The organism is Prescottella defluvii (genome assembly GCF_000738775.1).
In the GTDB taxonomy this organism is placed as follows: domain Bacteria; phylum Actinomycetota; class Actinomycetes; order Mycobacteriales; family Mycobacteriaceae; genus Prescottella; species Prescottella defluvii.
The window spans coordinates 1-23,509 of the sequence record NZ_JPOC01000066.1; the positions used below are offsets into that span (position 1 = coordinate 1).

At 68.2% G+C, this 23,509-nt stretch carries 16 protein-coding genes and 1 tRNA gene; 10 read left to right on the forward strand and 7 right to left on the reverse strand.

Annotated elements, in window-relative coordinates; all coding sequences use genetic code 11:
- The 3 genes from IJ15_RS0120835 to IJ15_RS0120845 form a co-directional block, all read right to left on the reverse strand.
- A partial coding sequence (locus IJ15_RS0120835) for a PP2C family protein-serine/threonine phosphatase (RefSeq protein ID WP_031940272.1) occupies positions 1-1,252 on the reverse strand: 1,252 nt, incomplete at its 3' end.
- Positions 1,249-1,716, reverse strand: a complete 468-nt coding sequence (locus tag IJ15_RS0120840; RefSeq protein ID WP_031940273.1) for an FHA domain-containing protein FhaB/FipA — start codon at positions 1,714-1,716, stop codon at positions 1,249-1,251. The genes IJ15_RS0120840 and IJ15_RS0120835, both read right to left, overlap by 4 nt.
- Positions 1,717-1,880: 164 nt before the next feature.
- A complete protein-coding gene (locus IJ15_RS0120845) occupies positions 1,881-3,197 on the reverse strand; it encodes a DUF3662 and FHA domain-containing protein (protein WP_031940274.1) in 1,317 nt (438 codons plus the stop codon).
- A gap of 195 nt (positions 3,198-3,392) precedes the next feature.
- On the opposite strand from IJ15_RS0120845, the gene IJ15_RS0120850 reads away from it, so the two are divergent.
- Positions 3,393-3,475, forward strand: a tRNA-Leu gene (locus IJ15_RS0120850).
- A 130-nt stretch (positions 3,476-3,605) separates the two neighbouring features.
- Here the strand turns inward: IJ15_RS0120850 and IJ15_RS0120855 are convergent.
- Together IJ15_RS0120855 and IJ15_RS0120860 are read right to left on the reverse strand one after the other, a co-directional pair.
- Complete coding sequence (locus IJ15_RS0120855) at positions 3,606-4,349, reverse strand: IclR family transcriptional regulator (RefSeq protein WP_031940275.1); 744 nt, start codon at positions 4,347-4,349, stop codon at positions 3,606-3,608.
- Positions 4,349-5,836, reverse strand: coding sequence for an APC family permease (locus IJ15_RS0120860; RefSeq protein WP_031940276.1), 1,488 nt, complete (start codon positions 5,834-5,836; stop codon positions 4,349-4,351). The genes IJ15_RS0120855 and IJ15_RS0120860 overlap by 1 nt, the downstream gene beginning before the upstream one ends.
- Positions 5,837-6,074: 238 nt before the next feature.
- Between IJ15_RS0120860 and IJ15_RS0120865 the strand changes: the two genes are divergently transcribed.
- The 3 genes from IJ15_RS0120865 to tatA are packed head-to-tail and all read left to right on the forward strand — an operon-like array spanning position 6,075 to position 8,556.
- Positions 6,075-7,652, forward strand: coding sequence for a flavin monoamine oxidase family protein (locus IJ15_RS0120865; RefSeq protein WP_031940277.1), 1,578 nt, complete (start codon positions 6,075-6,077; stop codon positions 7,650-7,652).
- A 29-nt stretch (positions 7,653-7,681) separates the two neighbouring features.
- The gene (locus tag IJ15_RS0120870) at positions 7,682-8,356 is read left to right on the forward strand and encodes a Rid family hydrolase (protein ID WP_031940278.1); all 675 of its coding nucleotides are present in this window, start codon (positions 7,682-7,684) and stop codon (positions 8,354-8,356) included.
- Positions 8,356-8,556 carry a Sec-independent protein translocase subunit TatA gene (gene tatA, locus IJ15_RS0120875; RefSeq protein ID WP_031940279.1) on the forward strand — a complete coding sequence of 67 codons (201 nt, stop codon included), beginning with the start codon at positions 8,356-8,358 and terminating at the stop codon, positions 8,554-8,556. Before IJ15_RS0120870 ends, tatA begins: the two co-directional genes overlap by 1 nt.
- 69 nt (positions 8,557-8,625) lie before the next feature.
- Here tatA and IJ15_RS0120880 read toward each other — a convergent pair whose 3' ends face one another.
- Entirely contained in the window at positions 8,626-9,081 is a 456-nt protein-coding gene (locus IJ15_RS0120880) for a MarR family winged helix-turn-helix transcriptional regulator (protein ID WP_031940280.1), read from the reverse strand.
- Positions 9,082-9,269: 188 nt separating this feature from the next.
- On the opposite strand from IJ15_RS0120880, the gene IJ15_RS0120885 reads away from it, so the two are divergent.
- Positions 9,270-10,718 (forward strand): MFS transporter, encoded by a 1,449-nt coding sequence (locus IJ15_RS0120885; RefSeq protein ID WP_031940281.1) that lies wholly within the window; start codon positions 9,270-9,272, stop codon positions 10,716-10,718.
- Positions 10,719-10,883: 165 nt separating this feature from the next.
- Here IJ15_RS0120885 and IJ15_RS0120890 read toward each other — a convergent pair whose 3' ends face one another.
- Positions 10,884-11,903 carry an FAD-dependent oxidoreductase gene (locus tag IJ15_RS0120890; protein WP_031940282.1) on the reverse strand — a complete coding sequence of 340 codons (1,020 nt, stop codon included), beginning with the start codon at positions 11,901-11,903 and terminating at the stop codon, positions 10,884-10,886.
- Positions 11,904-12,086: 183 nt separating this feature from the next.
- On the opposite strand from IJ15_RS0120890, the gene IJ15_RS0120895 reads away from it, so the two are divergent.
- From IJ15_RS0120895 to IJ15_RS0120915, 5 genes are all read left to right on the forward strand, one after another.
- Positions 12,087-13,052 (forward strand): beta-propeller fold lactonase family protein, encoded by a 966-nt coding sequence (locus tag IJ15_RS0120895; protein WP_031940283.1) that lies wholly within the window; start codon positions 12,087-12,089, stop codon positions 13,050-13,052.
- A 389-nt stretch (positions 13,053-13,441) separates the two neighbouring features.
- A complete protein-coding gene (gltB, locus tag IJ15_RS0120900; protein WP_031940284.1) occupies positions 13,442-18,037 on the forward strand; it encodes a glutamate synthase large subunit in 4,596 nt (1,531 codons plus the stop codon).
- Positions 18,030-19,493, forward strand: a complete 1,464-nt coding sequence (locus tag IJ15_RS0120905) for a glutamate synthase subunit beta (protein ID WP_031940285.1) — start codon at positions 18,030-18,032, stop codon at positions 19,491-19,493. The genes gltB and IJ15_RS0120905 overlap by 8 nt, the downstream gene beginning before the upstream one ends.
- A gap of 231 nt (positions 19,494-19,724) precedes the next feature.
- A complete protein-coding gene (locus tag IJ15_RS26950; RefSeq protein WP_031940286.1) occupies positions 19,725-21,518 on the forward strand; it encodes an Ig-like domain-containing protein in 1,794 nt (597 codons plus the stop codon).
- Positions 21,519-21,540: 22 nt separating this feature from the next.
- Complete coding sequence (locus IJ15_RS0120915; protein ID WP_031940287.1) at positions 21,541-23,283, forward strand: Ig-like domain-containing protein; 1,743 nt, start codon at positions 21,541-21,543, stop codon at positions 23,281-23,283.
- Positions 23,284-23,509 lie beyond the last annotated feature (226 nt).

Genomic DNA, 23,509 nt, shown 5'->3' on the forward strand with positions numbered 1-23,509 from the left:
CCGGCAGCAGGTCGCCGTCGGCGAGGCGGCGCATCTGATCGGTGGCGTCGGCCTCGGTGCCCGACGGCAGACCGGCCCGGACCTGCTCGCGCGCGGACGGCTGCAGGTCGTCGACCTTCATCACCCGGCACTTGTCGGGCAGCTGATGGGGGTCGACGAGCGTGAGGGCACCGTCGTCGGCGACACAGCCGACGAGCGCACTCTCCTGAAGCTGGTATCCGAGGATCGAACCGGGGATCCCGCGCAGCACCGTGACCCGGTCGTCGGAGGCACCCACGTAGTAGTAGCTGCGGATCATCGTCCGGCCCACGAGCAGCCCGGCGACGAGGACCACGATCAGGCCGAGGCCGAGCAGTGTCCAGCGCAGCTTGTGCGACTTCTTCGGCGGGGCCTCCGGTGCCGGCGCGACCCGCTTGGGGGTGGCCCGCGGCGGGCGCATCGCTGCGGCCCGGCCGGCGGCGGTGTTCGGCGGCGGGGTGTCCTCCTCGTCGTCGTCGGAGGCGGCGCCCCCGACGATCGGGTGACTCTGGCCGTAGTCGAGGTCGATGACGTCGGCCACGATGACCGTGACGTTGTCGGGCCCGCCGCTGCGCAGCGCCAGCTCGATGAGCCGGTCGGCGCATTCGTCGTTGGTGCCCTCACGCATCGTGTTCGCGATGGTCTCGTCGCTGACGACGTCGGAGAGACCGTCCGAGCACAGCAGATACCGGTCGCCGGCGCGGGCCTCGCGCATCGTCAGCGTCGGCTCGATCTCGTTGCCGGTGAGCGCGCGCATGATCAGGGACCGTTGCGGATGGGTGTGCGCCTGCTCGGCGGTGATCCGGCCCTCGTCGACGAGGGACTGGACGAACGTGTCGTCGCGGGTGATCTGGGTGAGCTGGTCGTCGCGCAGCAGGTAGGCGCGGGAGTCGCCGATGTGCACGAGCCCGAGCCGGCTGCCCGCGAACAGGATCGCGGTGAGGGTGGTGCCCATGCCCTCGAGCTCGGGATCCTCCTCGACGTGGTCGGCGATGGTCGCGTTGCCCTCGTGGGTGGCGGCGTCGAGCTTGCCGAGCAGGTCCTCGCCGGGCTCGTCGTCGTCGAGGTGCGCCAGCGCCGCGATCATCAGCTGCGATGCGACCTCACCGGCCGCGTGCCCGCCCATGCCGTCGGCGAGCGCGAGCAGCCGGGCACCGGCGTACACGGAGTCTTCGTTGTTGGCGCGGACGAGACCGCGGTCGCTGCGGGCCGCGTAGCGGAGAACCAGGGTCACGGGCGCAGCTCGATCACGGTCTTGCCGACACGCACCGGCGTGCCCAGTGGGACGCGCACCGCGGTGGTGACCTTCGCCCGATCCAGATAGGTGCCGTTGGTGGAGCCCAGATCCTCGACGTACCAGTCGGCGCCGCGGGGCGACAGCCGCGCATGCCGGGTCGACGCGTAGTCGTCGGTGAGCACCAGTGTCGAGTCGTCGGCGCGACCGATGAGGACCGGCTGCGTTCCGAGCGTGATGCGGGTGCCCGCGAGGGCGCCCTGGGTCACCACGAGGTTCTTCGCGACCTTCTGCCTGCCGAGCGACGGCAGCACCGACGCGGTGCGGGTGTAGCGCGGCGCCGCGCGGCCACCGCCGGCACCGGCGTAGATGTCGCTGCGCAGCGTCTTGATGACGGCCCAGACGAAGAGCCAGAGCAGCAGCAGGAAGCCAGCTCGCGTCAGTTGGAGAATCAGTCCCTGCACTGCTCGACACCTCCTTCGGGGGCACGGCCGCGCGGATACGCAGCCGGGGCATTTTCAGCTGGCTGCATCATATGTGGAAGCCGCCGATGGTGATCATGATCTTCCACCGCACCCGGGTGTTCCGAGTCGCGGCGTGCGCTGTTGGTGTGGGCTGTCTCAGGTGGTCAGAGGATACGCACCAGGATTTCGGAGTGCCCGGCGCGAATCACGTCACCGTCCGCGAGCTGCCAGTCCTGGACGGGCGCGCCGTTGACGGTGGTGCCGTTCGTGGAGCCCAGATCCGTCAGCATCGCGACCTGGCCGTCCCAACGGACGTCGAGGTGGCGGCGGGACACACCGGTGTCCGGGAGGCGGAACTGTGCGTCCTGTCCGCGTCCGACGATGTTGCTGCCCTCGCGCAGCTGATGGAAGCGTCCGCTGCCGTCCTCGAGCTGCAGGGTCGCGGTGAGGGTGCGTCCGGCCTCGGGGGCGTAGCCGGCCTGGTAGCCCTGGTCGTATCCCTGCTGGCTGTATCCCTGCTGGTCGTAGCCCTGCTGTGGGTAGGCCTGGTTGTACCCGGCCTGGTCGTAGCCGCCCTGGTAGCCCTGCTGGTCGTATCCCTGCTGGCTGTATCCCTGCTGGTCGTAGTTCGGGTCGTAGCCGCCCTGGTAGTCCTGCTCGTATCCCTGGTTCTGGTAGCCCTGGTCGTATCCGGGCTGGTTGTAGTCCTGCTGGTAGCCGGGGTATTGGCCCGGGTACGGCTGCTGCGGGTCGTACTGCTGCTGGTAGTCCTGCTGGTACCCGCCCTGGTCGTAGCCGCCCTGCTGCGGATATCCGGCGTCCTGCGGGTAGCCGCCCTGCGGTGCGGCCCCGTACGCCTGCTGGCCGTAACCCTGCTGGTAGTCCTGCTGGTGGCCGCCGTCCTGGGCAGACTGCTGATCCTGGCCCGGGTGCGCGCTGCCGTTGTGCGGGTACTCGCGGTCCTGGCCGCGGTCGTCCCGGGGTTCGCGGCCGGGTTCGTAGCCGGAGTTCTGCGTCATGGGGCCTGCTCCTGAGGTCGGTGAAACGGGTACGGGGGCGCGTCCTGCCCGAGGATCAGGCCCGGACCCGCCGGCCTTGTCGCGGCGGGCATCCGGATTCACCGATCCCATGGTGCGGAACTGCCCGGTGTGCAGTGTCGGTGACGCCTCGAAACGGACGTCGATGTCACCGTAGGTCTGCCACCCTTGTTCGCGGATGTATCCCTCGAGGTGTCGCGCAAAAGATTTCACAGTCAGCTCGTGATCCGACGCCAACTTCTCGTGATCGGACTCGTTGATCGTGATCACGTAACTGTTCGGGGCCAGGTAGTGGCCGCCGTCGAGTTGCTGGACGCGGTCGGTGGCCTCGCGCTGCAGCGCGGCTTCCACTTCCTGGGGTACGACGCCGCCGCCGAAGACGCGTGCGAAGGCGTCGCCGACGGCCCCCTGAAGCTTGCGCTCGAAACGTTGAACGATCCCCACGGCATAACCTTGCTGTTGTTGGTCGCGGTCTGTCTGCGTGTCGCGGCCGCAATGCTCCCTGCGGCCGCCCCTGCATGATATCCGGACACCCTGGCGGAAGCGGGTCGGTAGCCGCCCCGAGATTGTGTTTTCCGGCTCTCACCTGCACGAATCGTTGTTTCCGAAGTGTGCATGCTAGTGTTTTCCACGTCGCTCGGGCGAGTGGCGGAATGGCAGACGCGCTGGCTTCAGGTGCCAGTGTCCTTCGGGACGTGGGGGTTCAAGTCCCCCTTCGCCCACAATAGGCACAAGGCCGCGAGTTCTCCGGAACTCGCGGCCTTTGTCGTTTCCGGGTTCTTCGATGAGCCTGTGCGCGCATTCCTTCTCGATAGGCGCGGGATCCCGTCGGTTGCGACGACGAGTGGGCGCTCAGGCCGACTGCGGGGCAACCGCGACGACTCGCCCCGCATAGGCCCGCAGCAGTTCGGCGAGTTCGGCGTCGTCGACGGCGAGTCGACCGGTGGGTCCGATCGCGGCGAGGCATCCGACGACGGTTCGGTGTCCGTCGTGGATGGGGACGGCGACGGCGGAGCGTCCGATGCGGATCTCGTCGACCTCGCGGGCGGGCTCGCCGCGCCGGATCACCGACAGTTCCAGTTCCAGGGCGTCCGGGTCGGTGATGGTGCGGGTGGTGACCTTCCGGAGCGGGCCGGACGGGACGTCGGGGCGCCACGCGAGCAGCAGTTTGCCGATCGCGGACGCGTGCGGTGCGGCCACCAGGGTTCGTTCGCCGGTGAGTTCGTGGTCGGGGTCGCGGTCCACCAGGCGCACCCTGCCGGTCGTGTACGACGCCAGATACACCCCGCACCGCACCTGTGCCCGGAGTTCCTCGAGCACGACGCTGTTGTCGACGGGGGCGGCTCGTTCTGCGGCATCGGCCAATTCGCGGGTACGACGGCCCAGCGCGAATCCGGACAGGTCGGCGATCCGGACGAGGTAGCCGTCGGCGACGAGCAGGTTCAGCAGCCGGTAGGCGGTCGCCGGCGGGATGCCCGCGAGGGCCGCGATGTCCTTCGCCGACGCGCCGGAGCCCAGTCGGGCGGCGGCCTCGAGCAGCGCGAGGGCGCGTTGCACCGCGCGTGGTTCGTTGCCGCCGAGGTCGCGGACCGCCATCAGTGCCCGTTCCGGCCGACGAGGATCGTCGCCCCGGTCGCGTCGGCGGCGAACATGCCCGCGCCCGGCAGGACGTCGGCGGTCTCGGCGCTGTCGAACGCGCCCATCCGCAGCAGGGCGTCGGGGCGTCGTCGACGCAGGTGCGCGCGCCACGTCAGCCCCGATGCGAGGATCACCGCGACCGCGATGGGGACGACGTACGACGCGTCGAGCACGTTGACGTACAGCAGGTATCCGAGCACCAGCCCTCCGGCGGCGCTGCCGAGTGCGCCGGCGGCGAGCACCCCGGGTGTCTGTTCGCCGATCCGGCTGAGGAACCGCACCGATGCCACGGCGACCACGACGTAGGCGACGATCACCGCACCGCGGACCACCAGTCGCAGGTCGCCGAAGATCACGCCGGTACCGAACAGCGCGAAGGCGCCGCCGCCGAGCAGGACGACTCCGACGACGAGTGTCAGCGCGACGTCGGGTGTCCGGAACGACCGGTGCACGCGGGCACACCACGGTGGCAGGACACGTTCGATGCCGAGTGAATACACCAGGCGGGAAGCGGCATTCGACGACGCCATCGCCGATGCGAGCCACGAGCAGCACAGCCCGACGTTCAGTGCGATCACCACGGCGGGGCTCACCCCCGTCGCGGTGCCGTGCAGGTAGGCGTTGACGAGGGTGTCGCTGCGTCCGGTCCAGGCGGCCCAGCCGGCGAACACGAACAGCGATCCGCAGATCACCGGCGTCAGCAGCACGGTGCGGGTGACGGTGACGAGTGGACGGCGGGCTTCGGGGCCGAAGAATGCGGCGCTCTCGAACCCGGCGAGCGCGAACAACGCGGCCAGCATCAGGGCCAGCACGCCGCTCCCGGACGGTTCGGGCAGGACGGCGATCTGGGATGCGTTGTCGCCGAACAGCATCAACCCCACGATGAATGCGAGCGAACAGCTCTCGACGACGAGGATGGCGATCGCGGCGAATCGCACGCCGCGCACCAGGCACAGTAGGATGCACACCGCCAGAACGGGATACACGATCGATGCCGGTGCGCCGATGCCCGCGAAGGCGAGCAGCGCGATCACCGCCTGCCCACCGTGGTAGAGCGTCATGACGGCGCTGCCGATGTACTTGACCAGCATCGCGACCGCTGCGGTGAGTGCCGCCCGGGAACCTGCTCCGCGGAACGCGAAGCTGTGCAGCCCGCCGGCCGCAGCCATGCGCCGGGTGAACTGCGACAGGCAGAAGGCAATGAGGGTGACCGCGATCGTGGCGACCAGGATCGTCAGCATGCCGCCGATCAGGTGGCCGTGGGTGAGGATGGTGACCGGCAACACCACCATCGACACCGCCGGCGCGGTGGTCGCGACCGACTGCGCCAGCACCTCGATCCCCGACAGTTGGCGGCGCCCGAGTGCCCGCATCGGCGACAGTGCAGGTCGTGCGGGTTCACCGGCGGTGAACGAGCGCGCGATCGCGTCTGTGAGTGCGGACATAGCGCGTGACGCTAGTCCGGCTGTGTAACAGGGATATTGCGCGGATGCTTCCGGCGATCGCACTCGACTGAGATGTCGTGCACGCGCGGTGACCCGTGTTCTCAGTCGGCCACTCGGAACCGTTCCACGGGCGACAACTGCTCGACCCGCACTGTCGCCAGGATGAGTCCCAACAGAACACCCGGATCACCGGGCGGACACTTGGGAGCGTGAAATGGCATTCACACGTAGATCTTTCATGCAGGCACTCGGCGTCACGGGAGGCGCGGGCCTGGCGTACGGGGCGATGTCCTCGATCGGTCTGGCTCCGGCCACGGCGGGCACGCCCAATCGCTTCCAGTCGCTGACTCCGGGTGATCTGGTCGGGTCGGTGAAGGGCGATCACTCGGTGGTGATCCTCGGCGGTGGACCCGCGGGTCTGTGCGCGGCGTACGAGATGCGCAAGGCCGGCTACAAGGTCACCGTGCTCGAGGCCCGGACCCGTCCCGGGGGCCGGATCTGGTCGGTGCGCGCCGGGACGGAGGAGACCGACCTCAACGGTGAGACGCAGAAGTGCACGTTCTCCGAGGGGCACTACTACAACCTCGGCGGAACCCGCGTCCCACAGGGCCACATCACCCTCGACTACTGCCGCGAACTGGGTGTCGAGCTGCAGATCTTCGGTAACCAGAACGCCAACACGATGGTCAACTACACCGGCAGTCAGCCCTTGGCCGGCCAGTCCGTCACCTACCGTGCCGCGAAGGCGGACACGTTCGGGTACGTCTCGGAGTTGCTGCAGAAGGCCACCAACCTGGGCGCGCTCGACGACGTCCTCACCAAGGAAGACAAGGACAAGCTGTCGGAGTTCCTGTCCGGCTTGGGTGACCTGTCCGACGACGGCCGCTACCTCGGTTCGCCGCGTCGTGGCTACGACTCCGAGCCCGGTGCCGGGCTGAACTTCGGCACGCAGAAGCAGCCGTTCGCGATGAAGGACGTCATCCAGAGCGGCATCGGCCGCAACTTCGCCTTCGACTTCGAGTACGACCAGGCGATGACGATGCTGACGCCGGTGGGCGGCATGGACCGCATCTACTACCGCTTCGCGGAGGAGATCGGGGACAGTCTCGTCTACGGCGCCGAGGTCACCGCGATGAAGAACACTCCCGACGGGGTGACGGTGGACTACAGCGTCGGCGGGCAGCGCAAGTCCGTCACCGCCGACTACGCGATCTGCACCATCCCGCCGAACCTCATCGAGCGCCTCGACAACAACCTGCCGTCGGACGTGATCACCGCACTGCGGGCGGCGAAGCCGACGTCGTCGGGCAAGCTCGGCATCGAGTACTCGCGTCGCTGGTGGGAGATCGAGGACCGGATCTACGGCGGCGCGTCGAACACCGACCGTGACATCTCGCAGATCATGTTCCCGTACGACCACTACAACTCCGATCGTGGCGTCGTGGTCGCGTACTACAGCACGGGCCGGCGCCAACTCGGGTTCGAGTCGCTCACGCACCGGCAGCGGCTGGCGAAGGCGCTCGCCGAGGGTTCGGAGATCCACGGCGACAAGTACACCCGCGACATCTCGTCGTCGTTCTCCGGGTCGTGGCGGCGCACCAAGTATTCGGAGTCGGCGTGGGCGTCGTGGGCCGGGGCCGGCGACTCGCACGGCGGTGCGGCGACCGCGGAGTACACCAAGCTGCTCGAGCCGGTGGACCGCATCTACTTCGCGGGCGACCACCTGTCCAATGCGATCGCGTGGCAGCACGGCGCGTTCACGTCGGCTCGCGACGTGGTGACCAGTATCCACCAGCGTGTCGCTCAGACCGCATGAACCCCAGTCGTATTCGTAGAGGAGACACCATGAGATCCGTTGCCCGCAAGACGTTCGCCGCCACCCTCGCCGCGTCCGCGCTGCTCGTCACCGCCACCGCGTGCTCGTCCGACACGGCCGAGGCCGAGACCACCCCGGAGAGCACGTTCGTCTCGAAGTCGATCATCGCGGCGGGGCAGGCCAATCCGATGATCGCGGAGGGCGTCGCGATCGGTGCGAACACCGCCGTCTACAAGACCAGTGGTCTCGGCCCCTCCGCGGCGAACAAGGCTGCCCCCGAGGGCACTCCGGAGTCCTACATCGACAGCCAGTTCAGCGGGGGAGTGCTGCCCGCCGGGGTGACCGTCACCGAGGCGCAGGGCATCGGCGTCCTGAAGAAGATTCGCGACAATCTCGAAGCGCAGGGGCTGACGCTCGAGGACGTCGTCACGATGCGGGTGTTCCTCGACAACGCCCCCGGCACCGACCGGGCCGACTACGCGGGATGGAACCGCGCCTACCGACAGTTCTTCGCCAACACCAACCTCGACACCGGTGACACCGAGCTGGTGCCGATGGGTACCGCGGCTCCCGCCGCCCCGATCGAGCGGAACAGCGCCCGTCCCACCCGTTTCGCGCTCGAGGTCGGCACGCTGCCGGTCGAGGGCTGGCTGGTCGAGGTCGAGGTGGACGCGGTCTACCCCGACGGCAAGCAGCCGTCCTGATGGGTGCCCTGAGCCCCGGCCACTGGGCGATCGTGGCGGTGGTGCTGCTGGTGCTTTTCGGGTCGAAGAAGTTGCCCGACGCCGCGCGCGGCCTGGGCCGGTCGCTGCGGATCCTCAAGAGCGAGGTGGGCGAGTTGCAGGCGGACGAGAAATCCACCGAGTTGGAGGTGCCGGAGGGCGCGAAGCGCCTGTCGGCGTAGTTCACGAAGCGGAGAAGCCGCGCAACGCTGAGGCGTTGCGCGGCTTCTCCGCGTTCGGTGGCCGGTGGGTCACGGCCGCGGCCACGGGCGTCCGACTGTTCGTTCGATGGCGGTGTTGAACCGCTCGAGGTAGGCGGCGAAGGCGGCGACGTCCTCGGCGTCCCAGTCCGCCATGATCCGGTCGAGGGCCGCGATGCTTCCCGTGCGTTCCGCGTCCAGGAGCGACCTGCCCTTCGCGGTGATGCGGAACTTGCGTGCCATGCCGCCGTCGGGGTCGGGGATACGTTCGAGGAGTCCGTCACCGAGCATCGCGGTGGTCTGCCGGTGCAGGGTGGAGGTGTCGAGTCCGAGAGCGTCGCTGAGTTGGCCGATCGACATGGGGCCCTCGATGTCGATGCGGCAGAGGAGGATGTAGGCGCTGCTGTCGAGGTGGCCGCCGCTGCGCCGGGGGCGTGGGCTGTTGTGGTGCACGTGTCGACCGAGCAGCATGGTCTCGAAGTCGATCAGGTGCGTGGGTTTCTCCATGCCGGTCCTCTCGGGCGCTTGCACCGTTCGTCGGTGCTCGATGCTCTCTCATTGTGCCCGCCGAATTCGGACATATCACCCTACCTGGGATATTGCGCGATACAAGTTGTTTGCATGATGCAAGTTGGTTGTACTCTGCAACTAGTTCGAGTAACGAAATCCGATCGAATCCAGAAGTTGGGAGTCCCGTGGACAGCTCCGCGTCCACCGCCCGTTCGGGCGGCATCGTCACAGTGCTGGCGGTCGCCGGCATCGTGGCGGCACTCATGCAAACCCTGGTGGTGCCGCTCATCGGCGACCTGCCCCGAATCTTCGACACGTCCGCGTCCAATGCGTCGTGGGTCATCACCATCACGCTGCTCGTGGCAGCGGTCGCGACGCCCATCACCGGCCGGCTCGGCGACCTGCTCGGCAAGCGGAGGATGCTGCTGCTCTGCACGGTGCCGCTCGTTCTCGGCTCGGTGACGTGTGCGCTGGCGACCTCGCTCGCACCGATGGTCATCGGCCGCGGCCTGCAGGGCCTGGGCATGGGCATGGTGCCGCTCGGGATCAGTGCCCTCCGTGAGCTGGTGCCGCCGCAGAAGCTCGGGTCGTCGATCGCCCTGATGAGCGCGACGATGGGCATCGGCGGTGCGCTCGGCCTGCCGATCGCCGCGGCCGTCATCGAGAACACCAGTTGGCGCGCGCTGTTCTGGGGCTGCGCGGTGCTCAGCGTCCTCATCGGCGCGCTGATCTGGCGTCTCGTCCCGGCCACGCCCGCGATGGCCACCGGGGGATTCGACTTCGTCGGCGCCCTCGGTCTCGGCGTCGGGCTGGTGAGCCTGCTGCTCGCGGTGTCGAAGGGTGCCGTCTGGGGGTGGGGCAGTGCCTCGATCCTCGGCCTGTTCGCCGCCGCGGTGATCGTGCTCCTGGCCTGGGGGTGGTGGGAACTGCACACCAGCGATCCGCTGGTGAACCTGCGGGTGACCGCGGGTCGTCAGGTCCTGCTGACCAATGCGGCGTCCGTCGTCGTCGGCTTCTCCATGTACGCGCAGTCGCTGATCATCCCGCAGCTGCTGCAGCTGCCGGAATCGACGGGCTACGGCCTGGGGCAGTCGATGCTCGCGATGGGTCTGTGGATGGCTCCCGGTGGCCTGGTGATGATGGCGGTCTCGCCGATCGGTGCCAAGCTGTCGGCGGTCCGTGGCCCCAAGGTCACCCTGTTCGTCGGCGCCCTGATCATCGCCGTCGGCTACGGATCGTCGATGCTGCTCATGGGCTCGACGTGGGGTCTGTTGCTGGTGGTGTGCATCTGCAGTGTCGGTACCGGGTTTGCCTACGGCACCATGCCGGCCCTGATCATGAGTGCGGTTCCACTGTCGGAGACGGGTTCCGCCAACAGCTTCAACACCCTCATGCGTTCGATCGGCACGTCGGTGGCCGCCGCGGTCGTGGGCGTCGTGCTGGCGCAGATGAGCGTCGACGTCGGCGGGCACACGATGCCCACCGAGGCCGGGTTCCGTACGGGTCTGCTGATCGGTTGCGGTGTCGCGCTGATCGCCGCGGCGATCGCGTCGGCGATCCCCGGCCGCAAGGCGGTTGCCTCGACCCGTCCGGTCGCCGCGGACGCCGAGGAGAAGGTTGCCTCCACCGCCTGACCGGGGCGTTCGAAACGGGTGATCGGACACTCCGCGAAGAAGTTCCGATCCCTGTGAGACAAACGTTCAACAGATGCTAATGTTCGTCCTGCACTGGCCGCAGCTGTCCACTCGCTGCGGCCAGTAGCTATATCTGCACCCCGGATCGCCTTCCGATCCGATGTTTCACGCGAAACGTGAACCGAGCCCGACGACGGTGTCCCGCAGCCCTGTCCAACGCTCGGCGGTGGCGACCCGTCCGACGACGCGCGAGGCCCGCACGAGGCGTCGGGTCGGTCTGCGCCGGGCTCGGTCGTAGCGGCGCAGGGCGTCGGCGACCGGGTGCTCGGTCAACAGGTCGCCCAGGGTCACCGCGTCGACCATCGCCTCGCACGCGCCGCGACCCAGGTTCGGGGCCATCGAGTGCGCGGCGTCGCCGATCAGCGCGACGTTGCCGCGCACGTACGACGGCAGCGGCGGCGACTGGTAGAGGTCGTGGTGCAGTACGACTTCGGGATCGACTCGTTCGAGGATCTTCCGGATGTCCTGGTGCCAGTCACCGAACCGGGCCCGCAGGTACTCGAGCCCACCGGTCGAGTCGGCGGGGGACCGGACGGCCGCGAACCAGTTCACGAGTCCGCCCTCGCGGGGCGTGATGCCGAACAGCGCACCGGGCCCCCACGTCTCGGTGACCGAGGCCGTCTCGCCCGGAATCCATCCGCGCCAGGCCGTCATGCCCGTGTACTCGGATCGGTACCGGGAGCCGAACAGTACGTCGCGGGTGGCGCTGCGGGTGCCGTCGGCGGCGACGACCACGTCGAACCCGGCGAGTGTCGCCAGGTCGGGCGCCGCGGTCGAGAAGCGCACGACCTCGCCGGGCAGGCCGTCGAGCAACACGCCGAGCAGGGCGGGCCGGGAGATCAGGTAGGCGGTGCGGCGGTCGCTGTCCACGCGACCGATGACCGATCCGTCGGGTCGCAGGAACGCGGCACGCTGCTGTCGGGCACCGAGGTCCCGCACCCGGTCGCCCAGATCTACCGCGTCCAGAGCGGCCATCGCCTGCGGCCACATGCCGAGCGCCGTTCCGGTCGTGGGTGGTCCGGGTGATCGCTCGAAGACCGTGACGTCCCAGCCGCGCCGGGTCAGATGATTGGCGGCCGTGAGCCCACCGATGCCGCCGCCGAGGATCGCTGCCGTGCCAGCCATGTGGGGACCGTACCGGAGGTCCGGCGGCGGGTCCGGGCACCGTTTGTGTGACGACTCCCACCCGGGGCGTTTACAGGCCCGCCTGCGCGGCGTCCAATGGAGAGGAACGAAGATGCGCCGCCGTGACGGTGTGGGAGCGCTGTCCGACTTCGGCGATGTGCCCTCTCGGAGAAGGGAAAGCGCATGATCGCGATGTCCAGGACCGCCGTACTGGTCACCGTGTCCGTGGTGGGATTCGTCCTGTTCGCGCCGATTGTCCACGCGGACAACGTGACCGGAACGATCACGGTCGGTGGAGGTCCGACGGAGGTGGCGATCGCCCCCGACGGTTCCCGCGCGTACGTCACCAACTACTTCGACGGCACTGTCTCGGTGATCGACACAGCTACCGAGACCGTCGCCGCGATCGTGTCGGTCGGCGGCTTTCCGACCGACGTCGCGGTCGGCCCCGACGGTTCCCGCGCCTACGTCACCAACTCCGACGACGGCACCGTGTCGGTGATCGACACCGGCACCGGCACGGTCACCGCGACGGTCCCCGTCGGTGCGAGCCCCGAGGGGGTGGCGATCACGCCCGACGGTTCCCGCGCATTCGTCACGAACTACGACGGCGGCACGGTGTCGGTGATCGACACCGCCGCGAACGCGGTCGTGGTCACGGTCCCCGTCGGCCGGCTGCCGTCCGAGGTCGCCGTCACCCCGGACGGCACCCGCGCCTACGTTGCCAACCAGGGCAGCGACGACGTGTCGGTGATCGGGGTCCCGGTGAACGCCGTCGTCGGGTCCGTCGCGGTCGGCGACGGGCCGTTCGGGGTGGCGATCACGCCGGACGGTGTCCGCGCCTACGTCACCGCCTGGGACAGCGATGTGGTGTCGGTGATCGACCTGCCGCTGGGCGCCGTCGTCGGGTCCGTCGCGGTCGGCGACAGTCCGTTCGGGACGGCAGTCACGCCGGACGGCACCCGCGCGTACGTCACCAACTACGCCAGCGACACGGTGTCGGTGATCGGTACCGCCGCGAACGCCGTCGTCGGGACCGTCACGGTCGGCGACAGTCCGTCCGCGGTCGCGATCACCCCGGACGGCACCCGCGCGTACGTGACGAACTACGACGGCGACTCGGTGTCGGTGGTCGCGATCGAGTCGTGACACCACGGCGACACACCGCCCGACGATCGTGTCGATGCTGCAATCCGTCCGCCCGTCGGGTGCGAAACATTCGCCCTAGGCTGTGACGTGCACTTCATTTCCCCAGCAACAGGGAGGAAAACCACAGGTCACAACGTGGAGAGGGGAACCTTGGTTGCGTTTATCCCGGGGGCGTGAATTAACCTTTTCTCAACACGGTGGACTCATGACCGTCTGAATCGCCCTCGAGCAACGTCGCCGGGGGTGGACGTCAGTCCCGTGCTCAGGCTCAATGGCGAGCCATTCTCGGTCGGTGCCGAACACAGTGTCGTGTCGGTACGTGCTCTGCAGTTGTATGGCCATCAGCGCTGCTGGTCGTCGGTGCATTTACGCATACGAAGGCAGTAGATATGAATCATCTTCCCGGGCCTCAGGGGCTCTACCACCCGGCACACGAGCACGACGCGTGCGGCGTCGCATTCGTCGTCGACATGCACGGTCGTCGCAGCCGGGACATCGTCGAGAAGGCGATCACCGCACTCGTCAACCTCGAGCACCGTGGTGCCGCGGGGTCCGAGCCCAACACCGGTGACGGCGCCGGCATCCTGCTCCAGGTTCCGGACCGGTTCCTGCGCGCCGTCGTCGATTTCGAGTTGCCCGCCGCGGGCGCGTACGCCACGGGCATCGCGTTCCTGCCGCAGGGCGACGCCGCCGCCGACGAGGCGGCCGCGGGCGTCGAGAAGATCGTCGCCGAGGAGGGCCTGACGGTTCTCGGCTGGCGCGCGGTCCCCACCGACGACTCGTCGCTCGGCTCGCTGGCCCGCGCCGCGATGCCGACGTTCCGTCAGGTGTTTATCGGGTCGGCCGGTTCCGCCGCCGACACGGTCACCGACATGGACCTCGAGCGCCGCGCGTACGTCATCCGCAAGCGTGTCGAGCACGAGCTCGGCGACGGCGGTGCCGGCGAGGACGGCCCGGGCCGCGAGTCGGTGTACTTCCCGAGCCTGTCGGGCCAGACGTTCGTCTACAAGGGCATGCTGACCACCCCGCAGCTGAAGGGTTTCTACCTGGACCTGCAGGACGACCGTGTCGAGAGCTCGCTGGGCCTGGTGCACTCGCGCTTCTCCACCAACACGTTCCCGTCGTGGCCGCTGGCGCACCCGTTCCGTCGCGTCGCGCACAACGGTGAGATCAACACCGTCAGTGGCAACGAGAACTGGATGCGGGCCCGTGAGGCGCTCATCGAGTCCGACGTCTTCGGGGAGGGTGCGCTCGACAAGATCTTCCCGATCTGCACCCCCGGCGCCTCGGACACCGCCCGCTTCGACGAGGTGCTCGAGCTGCTGCATCTCGGTGGCCGCAGCCTGCCGCACGCCGTGCTGATGATGATCCCGGAGGCCTGGGAGCGTCACGAGAGCATGGATCCGGCGCGCAAGGCGTTCTACCAGTACCACTCGGCGCTCATGGAGCCGTGGGACGGACCGGCGTCGGTGTGCTTCACCGACGGCACCGTCGTCGGCGCCGTGCTCGACCGCAACGGCCTGCGTCCGTCGCGTGTGTGGGTCACCGAGGACGGCCTGGTCGTCATGGCGTCCGAGGTCGGCGTCCTCGACATCGCCCCGGAGAAGATCGTGCGCCGCATGCGCCTGCAGCCGGGCCGCATGTTCCTGGTCGACACCGCGCAGGGCCGCATCATCTCGGACGACGAGATCAAGTCGGAGCTCGCCGCGGAGCACCCGTACCAGCAGTGGATCGACGAGGGCCTCGTCCAGATCGACGACCTGCCGGAGAGCAAGTACACGTACATGACCCACGATCGGGTCGTGCTGCGCCAGCAGATCTTCGGGTACACCAACGAAGAGGTGAACCTCCTCGTCAAGCCGATGGCCATCACCGGTGGCGAGGCGTTGGGCTCGATGGGCACCGACACCCCGATCGCGGTGCTGTCGGCCCGCCCGCGGATGCTGTTCGACTACTTCCAGCAGCTGTTCGCGCAGGTTACCAACCCGCCGCTCGACGCGATCCGCGAGGAGATCGTCACCAGCCTCGGTGGCACCATCGGCCCGGAGGCCGACCTGCTCAGCCCGTCGGCCGTGTCGTGCCGCCAGATCGCGCTGCCGTCGCCGATCCTGCACAACGACGACCTGTCCAAGCTGATCCACATCAACGACAACGCCGAGTTCCCGCACTTTCGCAGCGTCGTCGTCCGCGGCGTGTACCCGGTCGCCCTCGGCGGCGAGGGTCTGCGCAAGGCCCTGGACACGGTGCGCGACAAGGTTTCCGAGGCTATCGCCGGCGGCGCCCGCATCATCGTGCTGTCGGACCGGGAGTCCAACGAGAAGTACGCACCGATCCCGTCGCTGCTGCTCACCTCCGCGGTGCACCAGCACCTGGTGCGCGAGAAGACGCGTACCAAGGTCGGTCTCGTCGTCGAATCCGGTGACGCCCGCGAGGTCCACCACATGGCGGCGTTGCTCGGCTGCGGTGCCGCGGCGGTCAACCCGTACATGGCGTTCGAGACCATCGACGAGCTGCTGCAGAGCGATCAACTGCAGGGCCTGAGCCTCGACAAGGCGATCGCGAACTACATCAAGGCCGCCGGCAAGGGCGTGCTGAAGGTGATGTCGAAGATGGGCATCTCGACGCTCGCGTCGTACACCGGTGCCCAGCTGTTCCAGGTGATCGGCCTGTCGCAGGAACTCGTCGACGAGTACTTCACGGGCCTGCACTCCAACCTGGGCGGTATCGGCCTGGACGAGATCGCATCTGATGTCGCTGTGCGCCATGCCAATGCATACCTGGATCGTCCCGAGCTGCGGGCGCACCGCGAGCTCGAGGTGGGCGGCGAGTACCAGTGGCGTCGTGAGGGCGAGTACCACCTGTTCAACCCGGACACGGTGTTCAAGCTCCAGCACGCCACCAAGACGGGCCAGTACGACGTCTTCAAGGAGTACACCAAGCTGGTCGACGACCAGTCGGAGCGCCTGGCGTCGCTGCGCGGTCTGTTCAAGTTCAAGACCGATGTGCGCGAGCCGATCTCGATCTCCGAAGTGGAACCCGTCAGCGAGATTGTCAAGCGCTTCTCGACGGGTGCGATGAGCTACGGCTCGATCTCCGCCGAGGCGCACGAGACGCTCGCGATCGCGATGAACCGTCTCGGTGGCCGTTCGAATTCCGGTGAGGGCGGAGAGCATCCGTCGCGTTTCACGCCGGACGAGAACGGTGACTGGCGTCGGTCGGCGATCAAGCAGGTCGCGTCGGGTCGCTTCGGTGTCACGTCGCACTACCTGAGCAACTGCACCGACATCCAGATCAAGATGGCGCAGGGCGCCAAGCCCGGTGAGGGTGGCCAGCTGCCGCCGCACAAGGTGTACCCGTGGGTCGCCGAGGTGCGTGGCTCCACCCCCGGTGTCGGCCTCATCTCGCCGCCGCCGCACCACGACATCTACTCGATCGAGGATCTGGCGCAGCTGATCCACGACCTGAAGAACGCCAATCCCGCGGCCCGTATTCATGTCAAGCTGGTCTCGGAGATCGGTGTCGGCACCGTCGCCGCGGGTGTCTCGAAGGCGCACGCCGACGTCGTCCTGATCTCGGGCCACGACGGTGGCACGGGTGCGTCGCCGCTGACCTCGCTCAAGCACGCGGGTGCTCCGTGGGAGCTCGGCCTGGCCGAGACCCAGCAGACGCTGCTGCTCAACGGTCTGCGCGACCGCATCGTGGTCCAGGTCGACGGTCAGATGAAGACCGGCCGCGACGTCGTGATTGCGACGCTGCTCGGCGGCGAGGAGTTCGGTTTCGCGACCGCTCCGCTGGTCGTCTCGGGCTGCATCATGATGCGCGTGTGCCACCTCGACACCTGCCCGGTGGGCGTCGCGACGCAGAACCCGGTGCTGCGCAAGCGTTTCGCGGGCCAGCCCGAGTTCGTCGAGAACTTCTTCATGTTCATCGCCGAGGAGGTGCGTGAGCTGCTCGCCGAGCTGGGCTTCCGCACCCTGCAGGAAGCGGTCGGCCAGGTCGACGTCCTCGACACCACCGCGGCGCTCGAGCACTGGAAGGCGTCCAAGCTGGACCTGTCGCCGATCCTGCACAAGGTCGAGTCCGCGTTCGCGGACCAGGACCTGTACTGCTCCGGCACACAGGAGCACGGCCTGGAGAAGGCGCTCGACCAGCAGCTCATCGAGCAGGCGCGTCCGGCCCTCGACAAGGGTGAGGCCGTCGCGTTCGCGTCGGAGATCACCAACGTCAACCGCACGGTCGGCACCATGCTCGGCCACGAGGTGACGAAGGCCTACGGCGCGGAAGGTCTGTCGGACAACACGATCGACATCACCTTCACGGGTTCGGCCGGCAACAGCTTCGGCGCGTTCGTGCCCAAGGGCATGACGCTGCGGCTGCACGGCGACGCCAACGACTTCGTCGGCAAGGGCCTGTCCGGTGGACGCATCGTTGTCCGCCCGCCGCTGAAGACGGCCGAGGGCTTCGTGCCCGAGGACAACATCATCGGCGGCAACGTGATCCTGTTCGGCGCCACCACAGGTGAGGTTCTCATCCGCGGTATCGCCGGCGAGCGTTTCGCGGTCCGCAACTCCGGCGCCACCGCTGTCGTCGAGGGTGTGGGCGATCATGCCTGCGAGTACATGACCGGCGGCAAGGTGGTCATCCTCGGCAAGACCGGACGCAACTTCGGCGCCGGCATGTCCGGCGGTGTCGCGTACATCTTCAACCCGGACCGTGATTTCGGGACCAACCTCAACACCGAGTTGGTCGATCTCGAGGACCTCAGCGTCGAGGATTTCGAGTGGTTGCACGGCGCCATCGAGCGCCACCGTGACGAGACCGGATCCGAGGTTGCGGCTCGGATCCTCGCCGACTGGTCGCACCAGAAGGCACATTTCGCGAAGGTCATGCCGCGCGACTACAAGAAGGTCCTCGTCGCTATCGAGACCGCGAAGAAGAACGGAACGAACGTGGACGACGCAATCATGGAGGCAGCTCGTGGGTGATCCGAACGGCTTTCTGAAGCACACGTCGCGCGAGCTGCCCATCCGCCGTCCGGTGCCGCTGCGCCTGATGGACTGGAAGGAGGTCTACGAGGACTTCAAGCCCGAGACCCTCCGGAACCAGGCGAGCCGCTGCATGGACTGCGGTATCCCGTTCTGCCACAACGGTTGCCCGCTCGGAAACCTGATTCCCGAGTGGAACGACCTGATCCACAAGGATCGGTGGCGCGAGGGCATCGACCGGCTGCACGCGACCAACAACTTCCCGGAGTTCACCGGCCGGCTGTGCCCGGCGCCGTGCGAGGCGTCGTGCGTGCTCGGCATCAACCAGGATGCGGTGACCATCAAGCAGGTCGAGGTCGAGATCATCGACCGCGCCTTCGACGAGGGCTGGGTCCAGCCGGTGCGCGCGTCGCACATCACCGGCAAGAAGGTCGCCGTCGTCGGCTCCGGCCCGGCGGGTCTGGCCGCCGCGCAGCAGCTCACGCGGGCCGGCCACTCGGTGACGGTGTTCGAGCGTGAGGACCGCATCGGCGGCCTGCTGCGCTACGGCATTCCCGAGTTCAAGATGGAGAAGCGCCACATCGACCGCCGCCTGGCGCAGATGGAGGCCGAGGGCACGGTGTTCCGTACCGGCGTCGACGTCGGTGTCGACATCACCGCCGAGCAGCTGCGCGAGCAGTTCGACGCGGTCGTCCTTGCCGGCGGTGCCACCGAGGCGCGCGACCTGCCGATCCCGGGCCGTGAGCTCGACGGCATCCATCAGGCGATGGAGTTCCTGCCGATCGCGAACCGCGTGCAGCTGGGAGATCTGGCCGAGCCGACCATCACCGCGAAGGGCAAGAAGGTCGTCATCATCGGCGGCGGCGACACCGGTGCCGACTGCCTCGGCACCAGCCACCGTCAGGGCGCCGAGAGCGTGCACCAGTTCGAGATCATGCCCCGGCCGCCGGCCGAGCGTGCCGGTTCCACCCCGTGGCCGACGTACCCGCTGATGTACCGCGTGTCGTCCGCTCACGAGGAGGGTGGCGAGCGCGTGTTCTCGGTCAACACCGAGGCATTCGTCGGACGCGAGGAGAACGGCCGGCAAGTCGTCGCTGGTTTGAAGGCGCACGAGGTCGCGATGGTGAACGGCCGCTTCGAGAAGGTCGAGGGCTCGGACTTCGAACTCGAGGCCGACATCGTGTTCCTCGCGATGGGCTTCGTCGGCCCCGAGAAGCCGGGCCTGCTCACCGATCTGGGTGTCGACCTCAACGAACGCGGCAACGTCGCCCGCTCGTCGGACTGGGCCACCAACGTCGACGGCGTCTTCGTCGCCGGCGACATGGGCCGCGGCCAGTCGCTCATCGTGTGGGCCATCGCCGAGGGCCGCTCCTGCGCGGCCGCGGTCGACTCGTTCCTCGAAGGATCGACGTCGCTCCCGGCGCCGGTCCGCACCACCAGCGCACCTCAGCGCTGAGCGATCCGGCGGGGACCAACGTCGCTCCCCGCCGGTCGCACCCTCGAACTCGGAGGCCCCGTTCCACGCATCGCCTCGCGTGGAACGGGGCCTTCGTCCGGTTTATGGACGGCGTTCTGGACGCTTGACCAGAAAACACTTACGCAACGATCCTGCAACGGATAGGGTCTCGCCCTGTGTGATGTACAACACAGCACCGCCGGCGGGGGGCGGCCGACCCGAGGAGGATTCGTGTTTTCGTCAACCCTTCGTAGAATCGCGACACCGGTGCTTGCCGCCGGCGCCGCGATGGCGGTGATGCTCGGCGCCGGTGCCGGCGTCGCTGCGGCTGCAGACCCACCGCCCGCTTCGGCCAGCGGATCGGCGGACAATCTCCGGTGGAGCCTGGGCCTGACCGCAGTGAACGGCACTGCGGTCGATCCCAGCCAGGCGGGCGTCAACGTCGTCCGGCCCGGCGACACCGTGACCTACACCTCCAAGATCTGGAAGACCGCAGGTATCGGTCGATACATCACCGGTATGAGACAGGTCCAACCTGCCGGTTTCGAGTATCTCTCGCACACGGTCAGCAAGCAGTCGACTGTCACCTCGGCCCCCGGAGGGGTCACGGCGTACTGCAGCGGGGGCGGCTGCAACTCGGTTCCGATTCTCGGCAACAAGGGCTACCTCGACAACGTCGATTTCGCCGTCACCTACAAGATCCCCGCGAACCAGGCCCCGGGCGACTACAACGCCGGCTTCGTGTTCGACGTCTACGCGTTCGGCTCGCAGTCGGGTGCCAACCCGGCCGGTGCGTGGGTTCGCGTCGAGGACCCGCGCGAGGTCACGTCGATGACGTTGACGGCGCCCGCCTCGATCGGCAAGGGCAGCCCGGCGAACCTCACCGCCACCGTCTCACCGTCCACCGCTACGGGCACGGTGCAGTTCTTCGACGGTGCGAATCCGATCGGTGACCCGGTCACGGTCAGCGGTGGCACGGCCACGCTGTCGCACGCTTTCGACACGATGGGTACGTCCTCCGTCTCCGCCAAGTACACCGCGACCGGCCTGTTCCACGACTCCGAGGCCGAGGCACAGCAGGTCGAGGTCGGCCCGGTGGTGACCAGCACCGCCGTGACCGTTCCGGCCACGGCCGAGGCCGGTTCGACGGTGCAGCTCCAGGCCACCGTCACCCCGGCGGACGCCCAGGGCACCGTGCAGTTCGCGGTCGACGGCACCGATGTCGGCAACCCGGTCCAGGTCAGCGGTGGCACGGCCACGCTGAACCATCGCTTCGACGATCCGGGCAACTTCGCGGTGACGGCCAACTTCGCCGGCGGCTTCGGCGTCGCCGACTCGGCCGCCACGGCCCAGCAGATCGACGTCTCCTACGGCGATTGGCAGACCACCACCGTGGTCGTCGAACCGGTGACCGCGGAGGCCGGTAGCCCGACCAACCTGATGGCCACCGTCCGCCCGATCCCGACCGGCGGCACCGTCACGTTCTCCGTCGACGGCACCGAGGTCGGCACGGCCGACGTGGCCACCGCCGACGGCGTCGCGGTCCTCGAGCACACCTTCGACACCGCCGGCACCTACCAGGTGGTCGCGGAGTTCGCCGGCACCGAGGGCTTCTCCGCATCCACCTCGGCCCCGTTCACGGCCACGGTCGTTCCGGCCGCACCCGTGCTCACTGCGGTCGACGCACAGCTGACCGTCCAGGGCCTGTCCGTGGTCGGTCAGACCGTCACGCTCACCGTGGACGTCGACCCCGCCGATGCGCAGGGCACCGTCCAGTTCTACAAGGGCACCGAGGCCATCGGCGCTCCGGTCGCCGTCGTGGACGGCAAGGCGACCATCACCACCACGCTCGACTCCGAGGGCACCCAGTTGCTCAGCGCGAAGTTCCTCGGCGGTGAAGGCTTCCGGGACACCGTCTCGAATCCTGTGGTGCTGAACGTCTCTGCCGCGCCGGAGACCACGGACCCGAGCGCTGGAAGCTTGGGCTCGCTGACCGGGCTGTTCTCCGGATCGCTGGGGGGCTGACGACATGAGTGCAGGAGGATCGATGAGTTCCAAGCTGTATCGCTACATCGCACCGGTTGCGGTGGGTGCGACGGTCGTCGCGGGCGTGGGCGTGCTGGGTGTGGGAGCCGCATCCGCGCAGACGACGACGACACCGTTCGACAACGCGTGTCTGGCGTCGCCGTCGTCGAGCCTGGCCGGTGGGCCGCAGACTCAGGTGCAGGCGGCGTCGGTGACGGTCGACGCCCCGGCCGCTGTGGTGCCCGGTGAGGAGTTCGTGGTGACGATCTCGCCGCCGCCGATCTCGGTGCCCAACGATCTGGGTTCCGGCGCAAGCCTGGCGAACATCTCGCGGCTCAAGATCGATGTGGCAATGCCGGAGAACGCGGAGTTCCTCGGCGCCGAGGTGGTGGCCGGGACGTCGGCAAACATCACGGGTGTCGCGCCGAACGTCATCGTCGTCAACGAGAGCGGTAATCCGGACACGAACGGCTCGATCATTCGCTTGTCCGGGAACAATGAGACGATCGGCAACGGACCGAAGTCCTCGAAGAACTCCGAGGGCGGTATCAAGGCGAATGCGTCGGGTAGCACCACGTCGTTCCAGTTGCCGCAGGTCAAGGCAACCCTCAAGGCGGGCGCGGCCGGCGAAATCTCGATGAAACTGCGCACTGCCGGAAACGCCGGCCAGTTCGGCAACGACGCCAACTTCCTGACGTTCCTGCCCCGGGCCAACGCGCCGATCATCGGCACCGTCTGGGCTCCCACCCAGTGTTCACCGCGGAACACCTCCGGCGGCCCGCTGAACGCGGGGGCCGGTCCGCTGGCCACGATCGAGATCCAGCGGCAGGCAGTCGCCACCGTGACCCACCTGGACGGTCCCAGCGCGGTGACCAACGGCGGCGAGTTCACGCTCAACGCCACGGTCGTCCCGACCCCGGACAGTGGGCAGGTGCAGTTCACCCGTGACGGCGAGGACGTCGGCGCGCCGGTCGACGTGGTGAACGGTAAGGCGTCGCTGACCGAGACGCTCGACGTCGACGGTGACTACGCCTACGGGGCGAAGTTCCTGGGCGCGGAGTTCTTCAACGCGTCGTCGGGTTCGAAGACGGTGACGGTGACGTCGCAGGACATCCAGACCACCACGTCCGTCACCGGACCGGCTCAGGATGCCTACCGTGACCAGCCGGTCAACTTGACCGCGAAGGTCGAGCCGGGTGTTTCCGGCGGCACGGTGACCTTCGAGGTCGACGGCACCGCCGTCGGCACCGCCGACGTGATGGATGACGGTGCTGCGGTGCTTGCGCACACCTTCACCACCGACGGCACCCACCGGGTCATCGCCCGGTACTCCGGCGCCGACGGGATCTCCCCGTCGGTCTCGCTGCAGTACCCGGTGAGTGTCACCGAGGCGCCGGCCGCCGACGTGGCGACCACGATCACGGTCGACCCGGTCGCGTCGACCGACAAGGGCTCGCCGGTGACGCTCACCGCGCGCCTGGACCCGGCTGACGCGCGCGGCACGGTGCAGTTCAAGCTCGGTGACACCCTGCTCGGCGGGCCGGTGCGGGTGGATGCCAACGGTGTCGCGACATTGACGACGTTCTTCCAGAACCCGGGAGAGTTCGTCGTCACCGCCCAGTTCACGGCCGACGCCGGCTTCATCGACTCGGCTGCGGCACCCGTGAACGTCACGGTGACCGGTAACCCCGACACCCTGCCCAATCCCGACGGTCCGGGAGGCTTCGGCAGCCTGTCGGGACTGTTCGGCAGCCTCGGAGGCTGATCTGAGTGAAAACTGCGGGCCCCCTCGAGATTCGAGGGGGCCCGCAGTCCTTCCGGTATGTCGCCTCGTGGCAATTCCCGTGGGATGGGCGCTTTCGGCCGTCTCGGGAGGAAGGCCACCACATACCGGGGCCTCTCCGGTAACGTGCGTTTACCGATCGTGCATCGCCCCGCAACGTAGACCTGCCAGTATCTACGTGTCGCGTCACCCGCAGGCGTTGTCATGG